Source organism: Variovorax robiniae, from assembly GCF_037889955.1.
GTDB classification, from domain to species: Bacteria; Pseudomonadota; Gammaproteobacteria; order Burkholderiales; family Burkholderiaceae_C; genus Variovorax; species Variovorax robiniae.
In genome coordinates this window covers 73,021-91,771 of the sequence record NZ_JBBKZS010000005.1, presented here as the reverse complement: position 1 = coordinate 91,771, position 18,751 = coordinate 73,021, and the positions used below count along the sequence as shown (strand labels likewise).

General features: G+C 65.6%; 20 protein-coding genes and 1 tRNA gene. 18 read left to right on the top strand and 3 right to left on the bottom strand.

The window, feature by feature from the left end:
* Position 1: 1 nt before the first annotated feature.
* The gene (locus WKW79_RS13740; protein ID WP_340335726.1) at positions 2-916 is read right to left on the bottom strand and encodes a YicC/YloC family endoribonuclease; all 915 of its coding nucleotides are present in this window, start codon (positions 914-916) and stop codon (positions 2-4) included.
* A gap of 89 nt (positions 917-1,005) precedes the next feature.
* Between WKW79_RS13740 and WKW79_RS13735 the strand changes: the two genes are divergently transcribed.
* The 14 genes from WKW79_RS13735 (at position 1,006) to WKW79_RS13670 (ending at position 13,091) form a co-directional block, all read left to right on the top strand.
* Positions 1,006-2,013 carry a serine/threonine protein kinase gene (locus WKW79_RS13735; RefSeq protein WP_340335725.1) on the top strand — a complete coding sequence of 336 codons (1,008 nt, stop codon included), beginning with the start codon at positions 1,006-1,008 and terminating at the stop codon, positions 2,011-2,013.
* A gap of 73 nt (positions 2,014-2,086) precedes the next feature.
* On the top strand, positions 2,087-2,992 hold the full coding sequence (locus WKW79_RS13730) for a PP2C family protein-serine/threonine phosphatase (RefSeq protein WP_340335724.1): 906 nt from the start codon (positions 2,087-2,089) through the stop codon (positions 2,990-2,992).
* Positions 2,993-3,160: 168 nt separating this feature from the next.
* Positions 3,161-3,889, top strand: coding sequence for a ribonuclease PH (gene rph, locus WKW79_RS13725; RefSeq protein ID WP_340335723.1), 729 nt, complete (start codon positions 3,161-3,163; stop codon positions 3,887-3,889).
* Between the two features lie 17 nt (positions 3,890-3,906).
* Positions 3,907-4,509, top strand: a complete 603-nt coding sequence (gene rdgB / locus WKW79_RS13720) for an RdgB/HAM1 family non-canonical purine NTP pyrophosphatase (protein WP_340335722.1) — start codon at positions 3,907-3,909, stop codon at positions 4,507-4,509.
* A complete protein-coding gene (hemW, locus tag WKW79_RS13715; RefSeq protein ID WP_340335721.1) occupies positions 4,506-5,756 on the top strand; it encodes a radical SAM family heme chaperone HemW in 1,251 nt (416 codons plus the stop codon). The genes rdgB and hemW overlap by 4 nt, the downstream gene beginning before the upstream one ends.
* Complete coding sequence (locus WKW79_RS13710; protein WP_340335720.1) at positions 5,753-6,499, top strand: TetR/AcrR family transcriptional regulator; 747 nt, start codon at positions 5,753-5,755, stop codon at positions 6,497-6,499. The genes hemW and WKW79_RS13710 overlap by 4 nt, the downstream gene beginning before the upstream one ends.
* Before the next feature lie 53 nt (positions 6,500-6,552).
* Positions 6,553-6,640, top strand: a tRNA-Ser gene (locus tag WKW79_RS13705).
* A 165-nt stretch (positions 6,641-6,805) separates the two neighbouring features.
* Positions 6,806-7,999: a tyrosine-type recombinase/integrase gene (locus WKW79_RS13700; RefSeq protein WP_340335719.1), complete on the top strand. Its 1,194-nt coding sequence runs from the start codon at positions 6,806-6,808 to the stop codon at positions 7,997-7,999.
* Positions 8,000-8,196: 197 nt separating this feature from the next.
* Positions 8,197-8,460: a hypothetical protein gene (locus tag WKW79_RS13695; RefSeq protein WP_340335718.1), complete on the top strand. Its 264-nt coding sequence runs from the start codon at positions 8,197-8,199 to the stop codon at positions 8,458-8,460.
* Entirely contained in the window at positions 8,457-8,666 is a 210-nt protein-coding gene (locus tag WKW79_RS13690) for a hypothetical protein (RefSeq protein WP_340335717.1), read from the top strand. Before WKW79_RS13695 ends, WKW79_RS13690 begins: the two co-directional genes overlap by 4 nt.
* Entirely contained in the window at positions 8,663-9,109 is a 447-nt protein-coding gene (locus WKW79_RS13685) for a ProQ/FINO family protein (RefSeq protein WP_340335716.1), read from the top strand. Before WKW79_RS13690 ends, WKW79_RS13685 begins: the two co-directional genes overlap by 4 nt.
* Complete coding sequence (locus WKW79_RS13680; protein ID WP_340335715.1) at positions 9,106-11,730, top strand: DUF3987 domain-containing protein; 2,625 nt, start codon at positions 9,106-9,108, stop codon at positions 11,728-11,730. The genes WKW79_RS13685 and WKW79_RS13680 overlap by 4 nt, the downstream gene beginning before the upstream one ends.
* A 228-nt stretch (positions 11,731-11,958) precedes the next feature.
* A complete protein-coding gene (locus WKW79_RS13675; protein ID WP_340335714.1) occupies positions 11,959-12,624 on the top strand; it encodes a hypothetical protein in 666 nt (221 codons plus the stop codon).
* A gap of 59 nt (positions 12,625-12,683) precedes the next feature.
* On the top strand, positions 12,684-13,091 hold the full coding sequence (locus WKW79_RS13670; RefSeq protein WP_340335713.1) for a hypothetical protein: 408 nt from the start codon (positions 12,684-12,686) through the stop codon (positions 13,089-13,091).
* Between the two features lie 363 nt (positions 13,092-13,454).
* Here the strand turns inward: WKW79_RS13670 and WKW79_RS13665 are convergent, their stop codons facing one another.
* The gene (locus tag WKW79_RS13665) at positions 13,455-13,706 is read right to left on the bottom strand and encodes a hypothetical protein (protein ID WP_340335712.1); all 252 of its coding nucleotides are present in this window, start codon (positions 13,704-13,706) and stop codon (positions 13,455-13,457) included.
* Between the two features lie 276 nt (positions 13,707-13,982).
* Complete coding sequence (locus tag WKW79_RS13660) at positions 13,983-14,405, bottom strand: hypothetical protein (protein WP_340335711.1); 423 nt, start codon at positions 14,403-14,405, stop codon at positions 13,983-13,985.
* Positions 14,406-14,641: 236 nt separating this feature from the next.
* Here WKW79_RS13660 and WKW79_RS13655 point away from each other — a divergent pair, with 236 nt between their 5' ends.
* Genes WKW79_RS13655 through WKW79_RS13640 form a run of 4 tightly spaced genes read left to right on the top strand, consistent with a single transcriptional unit; the run spans position 14,642 to position 18,732 of the window.
* Positions 14,642-17,107, top strand: a complete 2,466-nt coding sequence (locus WKW79_RS13655) for a TonB-dependent receptor (RefSeq protein ID WP_340335710.1) — start codon at positions 14,642-14,644, stop codon at positions 17,105-17,107.
* Positions 17,108-17,137: 30 nt separating this feature from the next.
* Entirely contained in the window at positions 17,138-17,824 is a 687-nt protein-coding gene (locus WKW79_RS13650; protein ID WP_340335709.1) for a Fe2+-dependent dioxygenase, read from the top strand.
* 34 nt (positions 17,825-17,858) lie between these two features.
* Entirely contained in the window at positions 17,859-18,155 is a 297-nt protein-coding gene (locus tag WKW79_RS13645) for a PepSY domain-containing protein (protein WP_340335708.1), read from the top strand.
* A 13-nt stretch (positions 18,156-18,168) separates the two neighbouring features.
* Complete coding sequence (locus WKW79_RS13640) at positions 18,169-18,732, top strand: cytochrome b/b6 domain-containing protein (RefSeq protein ID WP_340335707.1); 564 nt, start codon at positions 18,169-18,171, stop codon at positions 18,730-18,732.
* Positions 18,733-18,751 lie beyond the last annotated feature (19 nt).

The window sequence follows — 18,751 nt, the reverse complement described above, 5'->3', positions numbered from 1 at the left end:
CTTATTCGATGTTCTGCACTTGCTCGCGCATCTGCTCGATCAGCACTTTCATGTCGACGCCGATGCGCGTGAGTTCGAGCGCCGCGGACTTGGAGCCCAGCGTGTTGGCTTCGCGGTGCAGTTCCTGAATGAGGAAGTCGAGGCGCTTGCCGATCTCGCCGCCCTTGGCGATGAGGCGCTCGATCTCGTCCAAGTGGGAGCTGAGACGGGTGAGTTCCTCGGCCACGTCGATGCGGATGGCGAAGGCGGTTGCCTCGGTCAGTGCGCGGTCCTGCGCGGCCTCGGGCAGGGTGCCGCCGACCAGGCCCATGGCGTCCTGCCAGCGTTCGAGGAAGCGGTTGCGTTGCTGCTCGACCAGTTGCGGCACCAGCGGGCCGGCCTGTTCGGCGAGCTTGCGCAATTCGCCGAGGTTGTCGCTGAGCATGGTGGCGAGGCGGGCGCCTTCGCGGGCACGGGCTTCCATCATGGCGGCGAGTGCCTTGGTGCTGACCTCCAGAAGGTCCGGGCCCCAGTCGCCGCGCTGGCTGCCGTCGCCGCTGGCCAGGCGCAGCACGTCGGCCACGCTGAGTTCGCGTGCGGTGGGCAGCCAGGCCCGGATGCCATCCTGCACGCCATTCAGGCGTTGGAGCAGTCGGGTGGAAGGTTCCACCACGCCCGATGCGGCGCTGTTCTCGAAGTTGGCCCGCAGCTCCACCTTGCCGCGTTTGAGGCTGCGCGTGAGCAGTTCGCGCAAGGCGGGTTCGTGCTGCCGAAGCTCCTCCGGCAGCTTGAAGGTCAGGTCGAGGAATCGGCTGTTGACCGAGCGGATTTCGACACCCAGGCGGCCTGCAGCCGCGGGGCGCGAGTCCGCGTCAGCGTGGCCTCCACCGGGGGTGTTCTGGCCACTGGCGTAGCCGGTCATGCTGTAAACTGGCATTGCGCCTCACTGTGAATTGTTGTTCACACCGTGGCTCCGGCACAGCGTTCGCTTGCCGCACACTCGCCTTCGGGTGAAACTCCCGGATTATGTCAAAGGTCAAACCGTCGCCCCTGCTGCCCGATACAGTGATCGGCGGATACCGCGTGATCCGGCGGATATCCGCAGGCGGATTCGGCGTCGTCTATCTTGCAGTCGACCCTTCCGGCCAGCAGGTAGCGATCAAGGAATACCTGCCGTCTTCGTTGGCCACGCGCGGCGTCGGCGAACTGGCGCCGCAGGTCGCGCCGGAGAAGCTGTCGCTGTATCGGCTGGGGCTCAAGAGCTTCTTCGAGGAAGGGCGCTCGCTTGCGCAGATCTCGCACGCCTCGGTGGTGAGCGTGCTGAACTTCTTCCGCGAGAACGAGACGGTCTACATGGTGATGAACAACCTGGAAGGCGCCACGCTCCAGGACTTCATCGTCACCGCACGCGACTTGAAGAAGCAGAAAGTATTCAGGGAGTCGACCATCCGCTCCCTCTTCGACGAGATCCTGCGCGGCCTGCGCATCGTGCACCAGCACAAGATGCTGCACCTGGACATCAAGCCGGCCAATATCTTCGTGACCGATGACGATCGCGCCGTGATGATCGACTTTGGCGCGGCGCGCGAGGTGCTGTCGAAGGAAGGCAACTTCATCCGGCCGATGTACACGCCGGGCTTTGCCGCGCCCGAGATGTACCGGCGCGATTCGTCGATGGGCCCGTGGACCGACATCTATGCGATCGGCGCCTGCATCTATGCCTGCATGCAGGGCTATCCGCCCAACGACGCTCCGCAGCGCATCGAGAAGGACCGGCTGAGCCTGTCGCTGTCGCGGCTGCGCGGCATCTATTCGGACAACTTGATCGAGGTGGTCGAGTGGTGCATGTCGCTCGATCCGCTGTCGCGTCCGCAGTCGGTGTTCGCGTTGCAGAAGGAACTGAGCCGCGAGGGCGAACGCCGCTACACGAAGCTCAGCGTCAGCGAGAAGGTGCGCTTGTCGATCGACAACATGCGCTCATCTGAAAAGAAGGGGTTGCCCAAGGCGGCGGCTCCCACGACCCGGCCGGCATGAATTTGCAAGCTCTCCACCAACCGCTGCCCCTTGTGCGGGCTTTCGCGCCCTTCGGGCTGCCGTGCGAGCGCTCATGAAATTTTCCGTATTCCAGGTCAGCCGCAAAGGCGGCCGCGTCAAGAACGAAGACCGCATGGGCTACTGCTACACGCGGGAGTCCGGCTTGTTCGTTCTCGCCGATGGCATGGGTGGGCACCCCGAGGGCGAGGTTGCGGCGCAGATGGCGCTGCAGACCATTGCCGCGCTCTACCAGCGCGAAGCGCGGCCGGTGGTGAAGGATGTGCGCGCCTTCCTCACGTCGTCCGCGCTGTCGGCGCATCAGCAGATCATGCGCTATGCGGGCAACAAGGCGATGCTGGACACGCCCCGCACGACGCTGGTGGCGGCGGTGCTGCAAGGCACGACGGCGACCTGGGTGCATTGCGGCGACTCGCGGCTGTACGTGGTGCGCCACGGGCAGCTGCTGATGCGCACGCGCGACCATTCGCATGCCGAGCGGCCGCGGCTCGACGGGGGCAATGAACCCGTCAATCGGAATTTGCTGCTGACGTGTCTTGGCTCGCCATCGACGCCGACGCTGGATGTCTCGGCGCCGCTGACCTTGCAGCAGGGCGACCGCATCATGCTGTGCTCCGATGGCGTGTGGGGCGTGCTGGACGACGAGCAAATCGTGCGGACACTGTCCAACCGGCCGGTGTCCGATGCGGCTCCTGAGTTGGCCGAAGCGGCATTGCGCAACGGCGGTGCGCACAGCGACAACGTGACACTGATTGCGCTCGAATGGGAAACGCCCGACGTGCCGGGCAATGAGCGTGGCGTGTCGACCGATGCCATCAGCGAAGGCGTGTTCGCTTCGACGATTCAGGCGGGCATGCCGTCGGATGGCGAGGCGGACGATCTGGATGAGGACGCGATCGAAAGGTCGATCGCCGAAATCAACGAAGCCATCCGCCGCTCCGCCTCCCGCAAACCCTCCTGAGGGCAGGATCTTTCTACTGCGCGCACCGATCTCGGGCCTGCGCTGCTCACCGTACTGGAGTACGGTTCCGCTGCTCGACCCGACCTCGGAGCGCTCGCTACGAAATCTCCTACCCTCAGGGCGCGCCCTGAGGGGCGGCTTTATCAATTCAATCTTGCAATTCAATCCATGACGACCTTCACACGAAACAACGGCCGCGCTGCCGACCAATTGCGAGCGGTGCGCATCACGCGCGGTTTCACCATCCATGCAGAAGGCTCGGTGCTGATCGAGTTCGGCGACACGCGTGTGCTGTGCACGGCCTCGGTCGAGGAGAAGGTGCCGCCGCACAAACGGGGCAGCGGCGAAGGCTGGGTCACGGCGGAGTACGGCATGCTGCCGCGCGCCACCCACACGCGCAGCGACCGCGAGGCCGCGCGCGGCAAGCAGAGCGGGCGCACGCAGGAGATCCAGCGGCTGATCGGGCGCTCGATGCGCGCCGTGTTCGACCTGAAGGCCCTGGGGGAGCGCACCATTCACCTGGACTGCGATGTGTTGCAGGCCGATGGTGGCACGCGCACCGCGGCCATCACGGGCGCGTTCGTCGCGGCGCAGGATGCCGTGAACAAGCTGCTGGCCGCGGGCACCATTCCCGCGTCGCCGATCCTCGGCCCGGTGGCGGCGATCTCCGTCGGCATCGTGCAAGGCACGCCGCTGCTGGACCTCGAGTACACCGAGGACTCGGCCTGCGACACGGACATGAATGTTGTCATGACCGGTGCCGGCCACTTCGTCGAAGTGCAGGGCACGGCCGAAGGCGCAGCCTTCACGCGCGCCGAGATGGACCTGTTGCTGGGCCTGGCTGACAAGGGCATCCAGGAGCTGGTCGTGCTGCAACAGCAGGCGCTTGCCAAGTAACACCACGATCACCGCCCATGAAACTGGTTCTCGCTTCCAACAACGCCGGCAAGCTGGCCGAGTTGCAACAGTTGTTCGCGCCGCTGGACGTGACGCTCGTGCGCCAATCGGAGCTGGGCGTGGGCGAGGCCGAGGAGCCGTTTCGCACCTTCGTGGAGAACGCGCTGGCCAAGGCACGGCATGCGGCCGCGGTCACTGGCCTGCCGGCCATTGCCGATGACGCGGGGCTTTGCGTCGAGGCCTTCGGCGGGCTGCCGGGCGTGGACACGGCCTACTACGCGACCCAATTTGGCTACGAGAAGGGCGACTCGAACAACGTGCGGGCGCTTCTCGAACAGATGGCCGGCATCGAGGACCGTCGGGCCGCGCTGGTCAGCACGCTGGTGGCCTTGCGCAGCGCTGAAGATCCGGAGCCGCTGATCGCGGTCGGGCGTGCCCCGGGCCAGATCACGCGCGAGCCCGTGGGCGAGAACGGTTTCGGCTTCGACCCGGTGATGTTCCTGCCGGCCTTCGGCAAGACCTTCGCCCAGCTCCCGCCAGAGGTGAAGAACGCCAACAGCCATCGCGGCCAGGCCGCGCGTGCGATGCTGGCGCTGATGCGCGAGCGATGGTTTCCATGAGCACCATCGTGCCCATTGCGCCCGCCATTCAGGCCGGCGCGCCCGGCGCCAACGATGCGCTGCACATGATGCGCGCTGGGCCCTTGCAACTGGCCGCGCTGCCGCCGCTGTCGCTGTACGTGCATCTGCCCTGGTGCCTGCGCAAGTGTCCGTACTGCGACTTCAACTCGCATGAATGGTCCGATGACAAGAGCGGGGCCTTGCCCGAGCAGCGCTACCTCGATGCACTGGTGGCCGACCTCGATGCGGCGCTGCCGCTGATCTGGGGCCGCACCATCCACACCGTCTTCATCGGCGGCGGGACGCCCAGCCTGTTCTCGCCCGAGGCGATCGACCGCCTCATCAGCGACGTTCGTGCGCGTGTCAAGCTGGCGCCGGATTGCGAGATCACGCTGGAGGCGAACCCCGGCACTTTCGAGCGCGATCGATTCAGGGCCTATCGGCGCGCGGGCGTGACGCGCCTGTCGGTCGGGGTGCAGAGCTTCAACGACGAGCACCTGAGGGCGCTGGGGCGCGTGCACGACCGGGCGCAGGCGGTTGCCGCGGTCGAGGAGGCGGCGAGTGCCTTCGACACCTTCAACCTCGACCTGATGTATGCGCTACCAGGGCAGTCGTCGGCGCAACTGGAGGCCGACCTGGCTCAGGCCTTGGCGCTCTCGCCGCCGCACCTGTCGGTGTACCACCTCACCATCGAACCCAATACCTACTTCGCCAAATTCCCGCCCAAGGTGCCGGAAGACGACGAGGCCTACGCCATGCTCGATCGCATCATCGAGCGCACAGCGGAAGTGGGATTGTCCCGCTATGAAATCTCGGCCTTTGCGCGCGAAGGCCACCAATGCCAGCACAACCTGAACTATTGGGAGTTCGGCGACTACCTCGGCATTGGTGCCGGGGCGCACAGCAAGCTGAGTTTCGCGCATCGAATCGTGCGCCAGGTGCGCTTCCGGGAGCCGCAGCGCTACATGGATCAGGCGCTGGCGGGGTTAGCGGTATCACAGAGCGATGACGTGGCTTTGTCAGAGTTGCCCTTCGAATACATGCTGAACGTCTTGCGACTGAAGGAAGGGTTCACTCTGTCGCAATATGGCGAACGGACTGGTCTTTCAATGACCGCAATTCAACGCGGACTGGCGCAAGGGGAGCAAAATGGGTTACTTTCTCGCGATCTTCGACGCGTTTGGCCTACAGACAGGGGGCTCGATTTCCTGAGCGACCTCCAGACATTGTTCCTACCAGAGTCATGACCATCACACTGCTCGACCCCATCACCGACCTTCCCGCTACCGGGGAAGCTGTTGAACCGAAGCGTCGCGCACGCGGGCGTCCCAGCGTCGTGCAGGCCGCCGAACTGCGCGAGGCCTTCCTGGATGCCGCGACGCAATCGTTCCTGGAGAAGGGCTATGCGGGCACCAGCATCGAGGCGGTGGCGCGCGACGCGGGCGTTGCCAAGATCACGATCTATCGGCAGTTCGAGAACAAGCAGGCGTTGTTCCACGAGGTGATCCATCGGGCGGTCGAGAAGGCGCGTACCGACATGCACGCGGCGCTGAAGTGCGACAAGACCAACACCGAGGAACGCCTGCTCGAGCTGATCGAAGGCATGTACCTGGGCGCGACCGAACCGCGCACGCTGGGCCTGTTGCGCCTGGTGATTGCCGAAGCCACGCGCTTCCCTGAACTTGCGAAGCTGGTCTACACGGAAAACAGCTGGGTGCTCGGCCCGGTCGTGGCGTATCTCGAAGAGGCGCATCGCACCGGCCAGTTGCACGTGCCCAACCCGGAGCTCACGGCCGTGCAGATTTCGAACCTCGCCTTTGGCGGCGTGCGCTTCTTCATCTCCAGGCCGCTTGCCGGACCTGTCGAGCGCCGCGAATGGGCGCAGGGCGTGCTGGACCTGGTGCTGGGCGGTCTGGCGCCGCGCAAGACGCAACAGCCACAGTCCGATGCGGCCAGCAGCGCGTCGCAGTCGGAAGACAGCACCGTCTAGAATCCCGCCTCTCGCCTGCCGCTCCACCGGGGCGGGCAGTGCGTGTCTTCACTGGAGAGTTGGGTGAGTGGTTTAAACCAGCAGTCTTGAAAACTGCCGACGGGCAACCGTCCGTGAGTTCGAATCTCACACTCTCCGCCAGGATGCCTTCTTCACTAGGCAAACCACCCCTCGAAAACTAGGCGTTCCCCCAATAGGAAACGCCTAGTTGTTCGAATCCTTCTCCAAGCTGCCATAATCCTTCTCCAACCTCCAGAGTGTGGTCTGGGTGGTGTGGTCTGAAAGTTTCGGCGAAGGAGAATCCCAATGAGTGGTTTGGCAACTGTGAGCGCACTGAGCAAGCTCACCCCTGGCGAACGCGTGTCCCTCGGACGCAGCCTGTACTGCAAGCGCAACCTGGACGAAAGCTTCAGCTTCATCCTTCGCAAGAAGGTGGACGGCGCCGCCAAGGACGTGAAGGTAGCCAGGGAAGACACCATCACGAAGGCCGCGATCAGCGCAGCCTTCGCTGCTGCCGAGGTGGCGCGCAAGACCACCGCGCCAGCCACACCGACCACCGGCACGCTCACCGCGTCCAGCACGATGAATCAGGTGTGGGATGACTGGCTGGCTTCCATCGACCAGGGCGGCAAGTGGTCCACGCGCAACCGGAAGTCCAACGTGGACCGCGTCAATGCGCATCTGTCCACGTGGCCCATGTGGCGCCGGCCGCTCGCATCCGTCACGGTGGCGGACCTCTATGCGCAGCTCCTGCCGGTTCGCAAGGACACGCCGGCGCAGTGCCGCAAGTTGATTGGCCTGCTGAATGGCATCTTCATCCACCACTCGGACCACATCGGCGCAAGCCCGATGCCCACGGTGGTGAAGAAGCTCGCCAACTCCAGCAAGGCAGCGCCCACCAAGCACCACCACGCGATCATGGACCTCGATCGCCTTCGCGAAGTGGTGAAGAAGATTCGCAACCTCACTGGCGAAGCCTCAGTGCGCAATGCCGCCTTCCTGCAATGCCTCACGGCGCAGCGCACCGGCGAAGTGATCCAGGCGCAGTGGAGCCAGTTCGATCTGGACGCCGGCACGTGGACCATTCCGCGTGCGGCGATGAAAATTTCCGACGATCCGCGCCGGGGCGATCACGTCTTGAACCTGAGCACCCAGTGCGTGCAGTGGCTTAAGGACTTGCCGCGTGAAGGCGAGTTCCTTTTTCCCGGCCGCATGCAGGCCGACACCATCACGAGCGAAGCCGTGAGTAAGGCACTGCGTATCACGCTCGGACTGCACAACGAGCATGTTCCTCACGGCTGGAGGTCCAGCTTGAGCACGCTGGCGCGCCGCGCCGTGGATAAGGATGGCCGGCCGCTCTTCAACGGTGATTGGGTTGAAAGTCTTCTGGACCATCTTTCCGGGAATGCAGTCGAAGACGCCTACAACCGTGGCGCCCACGCGGCCGGCGCCGGCCAGGTCTTGCAGTGGTGGTCCAACGAGCTTCTAGGGGCCAAGTAGGCTAGTATGTTTTTTCGGACCCGAGGGCGGGACCGAGACAGCGGCAACGTTAGGAGGGCCACTCCACCGAGCGTTGTTGCCGTGAAGATGGCGTCGGGACCGCCCATCTCTAAAAAACCTTCTCCGGCGACGCATCCCGCGAACGGGTGTGATCCTGGCTCAGTGCGCGAGCCCTTCCTGAAAAGGAGGGGCTGCGCATGTCCGCACCGCTCAAGAAACCCGCGCCGGCACATGCCGGCATTCAACCCCTGTTCCTCACGATCCCGCTGATCGCGGACGGCCCGCAGCTGCAAGGCGTGCTGTCCGAGGTCCGGGTGCGTGAGCTCATGAATGCACCTGGCGCGCCGGCGCCGATCCTTGGAGGCCAGGCCGGCGCCCTGGCCGTCTGGCCGCGTGACGCGGTGGTGAGCTATCTCGAACGCATTGCCAAGGGCGGCAAGTGGCCGAAGGTGGCGCCATGAAGCGGCAGTGGACCACCGGCGAGTTCGCGGCGGCACTGGGCATCACCACCCGCCGGTTCCTCGAACTGCGCAGCCAGGGCGCACCGATTCCGAAGCCATCAGCCAGGCTCGGCAATAACCTGCTGTGGGACGCGGCAGTGGTGCGCGGCGCGCTTCCGGCACTTCGGGCATACCGGCGCGGCCGGCGCCAGGCGGTGAGCTCATGAGCGCCGCCATGTTCCACGGCCACCCGCGTGACGTGCTGGCACAGCTGCACGAGCTCTTCCCGCTCGGCCCCTTCGGCTGGCCCCCGAGGCCCATGGCACTCGGGATTCACAAGCAGCTTCTCGCCCAGCTGGCGCCGCTCGATCGTGCTGACGAGATGGCCGTGCGCCGCGCGCTTCGCTACCGCGTCAGCGGCACGCGCTACCTGCACGAGCTCACCGCACCCGGCGCCGTGCGGGTGGGCCTGGAGGGCCAGGAATTCGAAGTGAGCCAGCTGCACCGCCAGGCGGCGGCCGATGAGCTCAAGCGAAGGCGGCGGCAAGTGCGGCCGGCGCCAGCCGCACCACCTGCACCACCAGTGGCCGCGCCTGCTGCACCACCAGCACCCAAGCGGCCGATCCTGAAACTGAAGCCAAAGATCACGAACCAGGGAGCCCTCGCATGAAGAAAGCCAATCCCAAGCCCCGCCAGCGCGCTCAGGATGCGCGCGGCGCCTGCGATGGTACTGCCACCCTTCCCGAGGCCGGATCGGCCTCGGGCGCGCACACCCGCAGCTTCCACGCCAGCATCGGCCGCTCGAAGTTCGACAACCGGCCGGCACGCCATGAGCTCGTCAGCTTCCAGGACCTGGCGCAGCTGATCGACAAGACCCGCACGCCGGCCAAGGGGCTGGGCTTCATTTGCGGCGCCTTCGCGGATGGCAAGCGTGGCAAGGCCAGTGCCGAGGATCGCGCCTGGCTGGCGCTGGACATCGACGCGGCCAGCAGTCAGGACATGGACCACGTGCTGGCGCAGCTGCCCACGTTCGCCAGCTGCCGCTGGTGGCACACGCACAGCCACCGGCCGGAAAGCGAGCTCGAAGAGGAGCACCGCCTTCGCATCGTGGTGGAGCTCGATCGCAACTGCACCCGGGATGAACAGAAGAAAGCCGGCGCCGGCCTGGCCGCGTTCCTCGCCGCCGGTGCGCCTTCACTCAAGTTCGACCCCTGCACCTACCGGCCGGAACAGCCGGTCTATCTGCCGCCGCCGGGCGTGGTGGTCCATGTCGGCCAAGGCGATCCCCTGCACGTGCAGGCGCTGCTGGCAAATGCACCGGCAGCACCGCCGCCCCGGCCGGCCAGGCCACCGCGCCTGGCTGCGCCGCTGTCCGTGGTGAGCCGCGCCGTGGCGGCACTGAACGTGCTGGACCCGGACGATCTGCCGCTTGAATACCTTGGCGCCAGCTGCCGCTATGACGCGATCTTCACGGTCGCATGCGCGGCCGAGGATGCGGGCGTGCCGCTGGAAGAGTTCGACGCCTGGTGTGCGCAAGGTGGTGGCTACCCCGGCCCGGACGAAGTGACCAAGCGGTGGAACTCAATCCGCGAAGGCGAGGTGAGCGAGCGCACCTTGTATGGCGCGGTGGACCATGTTCGCCCGGGCTGGACTTCCGACTACTGGCGCGAGCTCGCGGATGAAGATCGCGACGAGGTGAAGCGGTGGCCGGCCGAATTCGAGCAGCAGGCCATGGACCACGAGGGCCAGGGCGACCAGGGCAGCAGCTACGACCCGAAGCTGGGGCCGGACGGCGATCCCGATGGCGATCCGGACGTGGTGCCGGTGGACTTCCTCACGACCACCACGGCACCGGCGCTCACGCGCGACCTGTTCCCGCCAGTCATCGCGGACTATGCGTGGCCGCGCGCGGAAGCTGCCGGCCACGATCCCGGCGCCTATGCCATGGCGATGATGACGGCGATTGCCGGCGCGGCCGATGAACAGATCAAGCTGGTGGTGATGGAGGCTTCGGACTACTACGAGAGCCCGCGGCTTTGGGCGGCCCTCATCGCCCTGGCCAGCTATGCCAAGACCCCGGCCATGGACGCGGCCTGCGAGCCCATGGTGCCGATCCACCGCCAGTGGCAGCTGGAGTACGCCCAGGCCGAGAAGCTGTACGAGGACGCGAAGCCCACAACCCGGCGCAAGGTCAACAGCCTGGAAGCCAAGGTGATGCCGCCCAAGCCGGTGCCGCGCATGGCCTTCTTCGATGACGCCACCAAGGAGGGCATGCGCGAATACCTGGTGCACACCCGCCGGGGCGGGTTCCTCAAGCCGCCGGAGATCGACACCTGGCTGGGTTCGTTCGATGTCTACAAGGCCCGTGGGTCGAGTGCCGACCGTGGCGATTGGCTGGCCTTCCGTGACGGTGGAGGGCGCCAGATCGGCCGCGCCACCATGCCGGGAGGGCGCTGGGTGGAGAACTGGGGCGGTTCGATCCTCACGGCCACCACCGAAGCCAGGCTGAAGAAGCTGGCGCCCAAGCTGGACGAAGACGGCCTGTTCGCGCGGTTCCTTTTGGTGGTGCCGAGCGCCGACAAGGACCCGGATGCCACGATCACCAAGGAGAAGATCAAGCCGCAGCGTGATGCGTACTTCGAACGCTTGCAGGAGTTGCTGAAGGACAACCAGGCGGACGTGGTCCATGTGCACATGTCGGACGGTGCACGCCAGGTCTTCAATGAATGGCTCAAGACCGAGCGCGCCACCAAGGAGGCCGCCTACACCATGAGCGGTGCGTTCGGCGCGCATGTGGGCAAGCTGCGCGCCCACCTGGCGAACCTGGCGATCACGGGCCACCTGGCCGAGCATGGCAAGGCGGGAATCACGAAGAAGCTTTCGCAAGAGACGATGGAGCGCAGCGTGCGCCTGCTGGCGCAACTGCACAAGCACAGCCTGGTGGTCTACGACCAGATGCTGGGCAAGGCCCACGGCGTGGAGCTCGCGCGCGCCGTCGCGCGGTGGATGCTGGCCGGCAAGCCCCGGGACATCGTGCGCCGCTCGGATATGGCTGACTGCCGGGCCTTCCGCCATGCGGAGATGCCGGAGCGCCGCGCGGCACTGGCCTACCTGGTGGACATGGGCTGGATCAGGCCGGCGAAGGTCGCGCGCAACTATGCCGGCGAGCCGTCGCGCTTCCTGGCGAACCCGGCGATCTGGAGTTTGTTCGGCGCCGTTGGCGAGGCCCACCGCCGTGAGGTAGCGAAGATTCAGGCCGCGATCAGGGCGGCTACAGAGGGAAAGAGCTAGACCATGGACCACGAGGCCCAAATGTTGGGCAAGTTCGCCTCGCCTGCATGGATATAGATTAGTCGTTTTCTCTCTCTCTCCTTCGGAATACGCACACATACACACCCGCGCGCGTAACGCGAACTTGCCCAACATTTGTTGGGGCCTGGTGGTCCATGGAAAGCAGGGCCTTCCATGGCCGCGCCAAAGGTGCTTAACTGTTAATTAACTCAGTTAACACCACGATCCATGGCACTCGACAAAGACCAATGGCAGCAGGCCAGGCAGCAGTGGGAACGCGATGACGGCATGAGCCTGGCCGATGTGGCCGACATGCTGGGCGTGTCCAGGCCGGCCGTGACGCAGCACGCAGCGAAGCACAACTGGCGCCGCGCGAGCACGCCGGTGGCACGTGAAGAGCTCGCCCAGGCCGTGGTGGACACCATCGCGCATGTCGCCGGCCGGACGGAGCTACTGGATGCGGCCGATGCTGCGCTGGACCTCACTGTGGCGACCCGGGTGGCCGTGGTCCGCCAGCACCGGGAAGACTGGCGCCAGCACCGCGACCTCTATCCGCCGGAAGTGTTGGCCGGCAATGCAGTGGCTTCCGCCCGCGCGAAGCGGCATGCCGAGACGCTGGTGCTGCGGCAAAGAGGTGAGTCCGTCGCATTCGGCCTGGTGGAGTTCACTGGCCGCAGCACCGATGCGCCATTGGTGGAGGCAGTGGACATCAACAATCCGCCGGATGATCCGCACGCCACCTACATCGCGGGCCTGCTGGAGCGCCTGGAGGCCCATGGGCACGTCAGCGAAGCGCCGCAGCTGCCAGGGGTGGCCGACACCTCACCGAAGATCGAAAACGCGCCTGGTGAATTGCTGGTGCAGGACGTGGAGGCGAAGCCGTGCGCTACCTGAGTGACGAAGAGCGCGCCCGCCTGGATCGGGTTGGCATGTGGTGGATGCAGGCGTGGGACATGAGTTCGCCTGAGCCACCACCGCGCCCGATCGCCTTCTTGACGGAGCCACAGTCCGACTACGCCGCGATGCAGGCCGCATCGAAAGACCCGCACGCCCGCGCCCTGGCGTTGATCCGTCAGAAGGCCATGGCCGAGCGCGAAGCCTTCGAAGCGGCCGGCGGCAGTCCGAAGGACTTTCCGCCGGTGTGGCACCCGGCCGGTGTGCCGCCTGGTGCCGATCTGGAGGTGGTGACGCGCTTCCACCGCCACCAGGCCACCGAGGCCGAGCATGCGCACCTGTTCGACCTGGCACGCCAGTGGCAGGCCCGCGAGTTCGCCAAGCATGGGCCGGACGTGCAGTGGAGCGAGTACTGTGCCAACCCATTCGGCGGCACGATCCGCGATGAGTACGACGACTCGGATTGAGTTCAACTCCTATGCTGAGACTCGAACAACTCAGCATCTACAGAGGGAACGAACCCCTTGCGGCGGTGACAAACCACACCACCAGACCACCAGGCCGGTCTGAGCAGGGTGATTCCGGCAGGCAGCTGGCCGGCAGGCAGCCGGCCAGCTGGTGCGCATGAGCACGAAGAGCCAAGCTGCGCGAACGCATCCGTGATTGGTTCGAAGTTGAGTTTGAATTCGAACTCAGCCACGCGCATCAAAGCATGCTTGATGCGCGTGGCCGGGAAAGCATGCTTACGGCAGTGGCCCCCCACCTCAAGGCCGCTCGGACGCACAGACTGACTCCTTAACCCATCGAAATGTGTGTCCCCTGTCTGGACACTATTTCACGGCTTCGATCTTCCTGTCAGCTTCCTCGATGTGTGCGCGGAAGCCGTTGAGCACCCCCTCGTGCATATCGCCTTCCCTTGCCATCGCCAGCATTTGCAGGTTCTCCTGCAATACCGGCAGCAATGGCGGCAGCGACTTGCCGATGGTGCCGATCAGGGCATCCGTCAGCACCTCCAGCGCGCTGAGCCTGGCCGCAATTGCGTTGCTGTAGTCAAACAGGCTTTGAACCACTTCATCTTCCACGTCCATCCTCCTATGGTGTTGAATGCGTGGCGATCCTAGTCGAACTGTCCCCTGTCTGGGCATCACGAACGATAGCGGTATGGTTTGCGGTGTGGTTCCATGGCGCCGGTGGTCCATGGCTCCCAATGAAGAGACGGTGTTGTTCACGTCCCACACTCTCCGCCAGGTGCCGATGTTCCATCGAAGCCCGGCCCTTTCGATTTCTCGACACATCCTGCGTGCAGTGCCCCTCATCGGCTCCTGCGGCACGAGTGGCGTCGTGCCCGCCGGGTCGCCTCATGACCCCCAAGGCTCTCCCGACCGGGCCAGCGCATACACGCGCCGAGCCCGTCCTTCCGCCTCGTAGACACTCGTCACCAGGTAGCCGCCTTCGACCAGGCTCCGAAGGGTCCGATACAGCCTGGTCATGCCGGTCGCTGCGCCCTGGTCCATCAAGGCCTTGTAGATCGCGTTCACATCCGCGACCTTGCCAGCCTGGCCCAGCGTCCACACGGCCAGCACCGTGTCGGCGTAGTGCGACCGGAGCTTGGCATGAACGCCTTCGCACATGAACTGCAGCAAGGCGGCCTCCCGGACGTCCTTGGCCCGCGCTTCGCCCGCTTCACCTTGCGCGCCATCGTTGGCGCTGGGCCCGAACGTGCGCAGGTGGTGCAACGGTGCCGCCGTGCGGGAAGTGACCGGGGAAAAGTTGCGTCGCATCGGGTGCCTGTCTCGTGCCAGCCGGAAAAGTAGCACATGAGCGTACTACGTTCGATCGTCTTTTTGAAACAACAGTCGTTCAGGAAATTGTCAGGCAGTGGTCCTTTGGAAGTGCTACAGATGTAAGTCCTCCATATACTCGATAACGATTCTCATTCGGCGAGCCAGAGCCACTTCGCGTGTGCCAGCCAGCCTTCCACCTGTCGTCGCAACACAGCGGCTCCCCTGGAGGCCTCATGGCTCGTTCTCGTCGTCCGCGCGCTCCTGCGCGCTCCGTTACTTCACCCGTCGCGCCCGCCGCGTCCACCGCTCGCGCGGTCGTCCGCGAGGCCTCCGCATTCCCGCTGGGCGCGCTGATGCTGGCCGCATCCGTCAGCAGCTGGGCGCAGGCACCTGCGCCCGCCGACGCGCCCGACGCGAAGCCCGGCGTGCTGCCCGCCATCAATGTGGTCGGCGAGGTCGATGCCGACAACAAGAACGACGTCCAGACCAAGAAGACCAACATCGGCAAGGGCACGCAGGACATCCGCGACATTCCGCAGTCGATCAACGTCATCACCGAGAAGCTGATCGACGACGTCAAGATGGACACGCTGAAGGACGCGCTGCACTACTCCGCAGGCATCACCTTCGCGGCCACGGAGAACGGCACCGACCAGGACATCCGCCTGCGCGGCTTCCCGGTGGCGACCACGGGTGATTTGCTGATCGACGGCATGCGCGACCCTTCGCAGTACGACCGCGATACCTTCAACCTCGACCGCATCGAAGTCATGCGCGGCTCGGCCTCGATGATCTTCGGCCGTGGGTCGACAGGCGGCGTCATCAACCAGGTGACCAAGAAGCCGCTGCTGGCCGACCAGACCGACGTCGTCGGCACCGTCGGCACCGAGGGCTACTACCGCGCCACCGCCGACTTCAACAAGCGCATCGGCGAAGACTCTGCGCTGCGCATCAACGCGATGTGGAACAAGGCCGACAACGGCGGAGCCAATGTCGACAAGAAGGGCATCGCGCCCTCGTACAGCTGGGGCCTCGGCACGCGTGACGAGTTCACCGTCGGCGCGTTCTACCTCGACGTCGACAACATCCCGCTGTCGAGCATCCGCTGGCTGCCCAACAACAAGTACGGCATCACCGGCTACACCGCCGCCGGCGTGCCGACCATCGGCGCGCTGAGCTCGATCGCGAAGGTTCCGCCGGGCAACTTCTACGGCACCACGGCCGACGTGTTGAAGGGCAAGGCCGAGTATGCGAACGCGGCGTGGAACCACTTCTTCGACGATGGCAGCTCGGTGCGCACGCAGATCCGCACCGGCACCTTCGACCGCCAGCAGGAGTCGACCTCGGCCGGCTTCGGCACCACCTTCGGCCAGCCGACGACGTATGCCAACCTCTCCAACGCCACGATCCTGACGCGCAACGCGCTGACGCCACGCAAGGACGAGTACAAGGGCACCTATCTGCAGAGCGACTACAGCAAGGAGTTCGACTGGGGCAGCACGAAGCACAGCCTGATCGGCGGCATCGATGCCTCCTGGGAAGACACCAGCCGCTACCAGAACAACGGCTACATCTTCAACAACAGCGGGCGCGGCCTGGTGCTGGGCACGCGGCCGAACACGCTGGTGGGCACGCCGGACAACGGCGCGGGACTGACGGGCAGCGGCCTGACCCCGATCTACCGCGACTCCAGCGGCTACAAGGCCAACCAGTGGGGCGTGTACCTGCAGGACCTGGTGCAGGTGGCGCCGATGTGGAAGATCCTCGGCGGCATCCGCTACGACAAGCTGTCCGGCGACTTCAACCAGTACACGTACACCAACCCGTCTTGCGTGAACCGCAACACCGGCGCCACCATCACCACCCCGACCAACAATTGCACCGGTGGCGTGCAGCTCTATCGCCCGGGCAGCCCGTTCCCGGTGACGACGACGACCGAGCTGTCGCAAGGCGCCTGGAGCTATCGCGCCGGCGTGCTGTTCCAGCCGACGCCGACGCAGTCGTACCACGTCTCGTACAGCACCTCGTTCAACTCCTCGGCCGACACGTACCAGTACGTGACGCCGCAGCAGGCCAACACGCCGCCGGAGAAGAGCCGCAACATCGAGATCGGTGCCAAGCTGGACTGGCTCGACGGCAAGCTGTCGACGCGCGGCGCGCTGTTCTACACCGAGAAGACCAACGAGCGCACTACCGACTCCGACTTCGCCGGCAGCTCCTACCTGCTGTCGGGCAAGCGGCATTCGCAGGGCTTCGAACTCGAAGTGGTCGGCCGCATCACGCCGCAGTGGGAGGTGTATGCCTCGTACGCATTCATCCCCGAGGCGAAGATCGACAAGGTCGGCAGCACCGTCGTCCCGGGCACCGTGGGCTCCGACGTCGGCCTGACGCCGCGGCACAGCGGCGCGGTGTGGGTCAGCTACCAGGCCACGGCCAAGCTGCGCTTCGGCCTTGGCATGCACGGCGCCTCGGAAAACCGTCCGCTGCAAGGCGTGACCGGTGCGGCCAGCCGTACCGCGAGCACGCCGGGCTACATGGTCGGCGACGCGATGGCCGAGTACAAGTTCACGCCGGACGTCTATGCCCAGCTCAACGTCAACAACTTCACCAACCGCCTGTACGGCGACCAGCTCTATCCGGGCTTCGTGATCTCAGGTGCGCAGCGGTCGGTGTTGCTGACCCTGGGCGCTCGCTTCTGAGTTTGGGTTGACTGAAGGTATCGTCGGGCCATGCTGCTGCACATCAAGGAAGTACTGACGCCCGACGAGGCCAGGCAGGCCGCCGCCATCCTGGCCCGCGCGCCCTGGGAGGACGGCCGCCTGACCGCGGGCGAGCAGTCCGCCCAGGCCAAGAACAACGAACAGCTGCGCGAGGACTGCGACGAGACGCGCGAGTTGCAGGGCCTGCTGCTGCGCGGGCTCGAGCGGCACCAGGTGTTCTTCTCGGCCGCCTTGCCCAAGCACATCTCGCCGCCCTTGTTCAACCGCTACGGCGGTGCGTCGAACAGCTTCGGCAACCATGTCGACAGCGCGGTGCGCTTCCTGCGCAACGGCGCGGGTCGCGTGCGCACCGACATCTCGTGCACCGTGTTCCTGGCCGACCCGGCCGACTACGACGGCGGTGAACTGGTCGTCGAAGACACCTTCGGCGAACAGCGTGTGAAGCTGGCCTGCGGCGACATGGTGCTGTACCCCGGCACCAGCGTGCACCGCGTGCTGCCGGTGACGCGGGGCCATCGGCTCGCGAGCTACTTCTGGATCCAGAGCATGGTGCGCAGCGACGAGCAGCGCCGCCTGCTCTACGACATGGACAACCACCTGCGCCACCTGCGCAGCCGCTATGGCGAGACCGATCCGGGTGTGATCGGGCTCACCAGCACGTATCACAACCTCCTGCGCATGTGGCTCGACACCTGATTCGCCGCATCGCAGTCACCATCCGATTCCGACCATGAACCTTTTTCGCTCGTCCCTGTTGTCGATCGCCGTTGCCTCTTTCGCCACGGCCGCTTCCGCCCAGATCGTGGACCACAACGCCGTGCGCTGCGCGCCGGTGCCCAAGGAGGAAATGAAGCCGCAGATGGAACTGCAGCGCAAGCTCACCAGCGAAGGCTGGAAGGTGCGGCAGATCAAGAACTTCAACGGCTGCTACGAGGTCTATGGCTTCGACCCGAGCGGCAAGCGCGTCGAGATGTTCTTCGACCCGAAGACCTTCGAGAAGGTCGGCGAGATCGCGCAGCCGTCCTGAGCGCGCGGCCCCGATGAGCCACCCCGAAGGCGAATGGGTCCGCACCTGGAGCGTGTTGCAGCGTGTGCTGCATTGGGGGCTGGTGGGCGGCATCGTGGGTGCGTGGTGCATTGGCGAGGAGCGCCAGTCGCTGCACGATGCCGCAGGCTATGTGGCGCTCGCGGCCGTGTCCGTGCGCGTGCTGCTCGGCATCGTCGGCGGCGGCAATGCGCGCTTTGCCAGCTTCGTTCGCGCGCCATCGGCCGTCCTGCGCTACGCCGGAGAGCTGCTGCGTGGCCGCGAGCATCGCTATCTCGGCCACAACCCGCTCGGCGGCTGGATGGTGCTGGCGCTGCTGGCCTGCACGCTGGTCGCGTGCATCAGCGGCTGGCTCTACACGCTGGATGCGTTCTGGGGCATGGCCTGGCTCGATCTGCTTCACCGCGGCGCGGCCTGGGCCGTGCTGGGGCTCGCTTGCATCCATGTGACGGCGGTCGTGTGGATGAGTTGGCGCCATCGCGAGAACCTCGCCGCGTCGATGGTGACGGGGCGCAAGCGCAGCAGCGTGGCGCGCCGCGAAAGGGCGATGCGACCCTAGAATTCGTCAGCCAGCCAGA

Coding starts and splice junctions, on each gene's coding strand:
- WKW79_RS13710 (WP_340335720.1), top strand. CDS start 5,753: ATGACCATCACACTGCTCGACCCCATCACCGACCTTCCCGCTACCGGG.
- WKW79_RS13670 (WP_340335713.1), top strand. CDS start 12,684: ATGAGTTCGCCTGAGCCACCACCGCGCCCGATCGCCTTCTTGACGGAG.
- WKW79_RS13695 (WP_340335718.1), top strand. CDS start 8,197: ATGTCCGCACCGCTCAAGAAACCCGCGCCGGCACATGCCGGCATTCAA.
- WKW79_RS13690 (WP_340335717.1), top strand. CDS start 8,457: ATGAAGCGGCAGTGGACCACCGGCGAGTTCGCGGCGGCACTGGGCATC.
- WKW79_RS13645 (WP_340335708.1), top strand. CDS start 17,859: ATGAACCTTTTTCGCTCGTCCCTGTTGTCGATCGCCGTTGCCTCTTTC.
- WKW79_RS13735 (WP_340335725.1), top strand. CDS start 1,006: ATGTCAAAGGTCAAACCGTCGCCCCTGCTGCCCGATACAGTGATCGGC.
- WKW79_RS13730 (WP_340335724.1), top strand. CDS start 2,087: ATGAAATTTTCCGTATTCCAGGTCAGCCGCAAAGGCGGCCGCGTCAAG.
- hemW (WP_340335721.1), top strand. CDS start 4,506: ATGAGCACCATCGTGCCCATTGCGCCCGCCATTCAGGCCGGCGCGCCC.
- WKW79_RS13655 (WP_340335710.1), top strand. CDS start 14,642: ATGGCTCGTTCTCGTCGTCCGCGCGCTCCTGCGCGCTCCGTTACTTCA.
- WKW79_RS13660 (WP_340335711.1), bottom strand. CDS start 14,405: ATGCGACGCAACTTTTCCCCGGTCACTTCCCGCACGGCGGCACCGTTG.
- WKW79_RS13640 (WP_340335707.1), top strand. CDS start 18,169: ATGAGCCACCCCGAAGGCGAATGGGTCCGCACCTGGAGCGTGTTGCAG.
- WKW79_RS13680 (WP_340335715.1), top strand. CDS start 9,106: ATGAAGAAAGCCAATCCCAAGCCCCGCCAGCGCGCTCAGGATGCGCGC.
- rdgB (WP_340335722.1), top strand. CDS start 3,907: ATGAAACTGGTTCTCGCTTCCAACAACGCCGGCAAGCTGGCCGAGTTG.
- WKW79_RS13650 (WP_340335709.1), top strand. CDS start 17,138: ATGCTGCTGCACATCAAGGAAGTACTGACGCCCGACGAGGCCAGGCAG.
- WKW79_RS13700 (WP_340335719.1), top strand. CDS start 6,806: ATGAGTGGTTTGGCAACTGTGAGCGCACTGAGCAAGCTCACCCCTGGC.
- WKW79_RS13740 (WP_340335726.1), bottom strand. CDS start 916: ATGCCAGTTTACAGCATGACCGGCTACGCCAGTGGCCAGAACACCCCC.
- WKW79_RS13675 (WP_340335714.1), top strand. CDS start 11,959: ATGGCACTCGACAAAGACCAATGGCAGCAGGCCAGGCAGCAGTGGGAA.
- WKW79_RS13685 (WP_340335716.1), top strand. CDS start 8,663: ATGAGCGCCGCCATGTTCCACGGCCACCCGCGTGACGTGCTGGCACAG.
- rph (WP_340335723.1), top strand. CDS start 3,161: ATGACGACCTTCACACGAAACAACGGCCGCGCTGCCGACCAATTGCGA.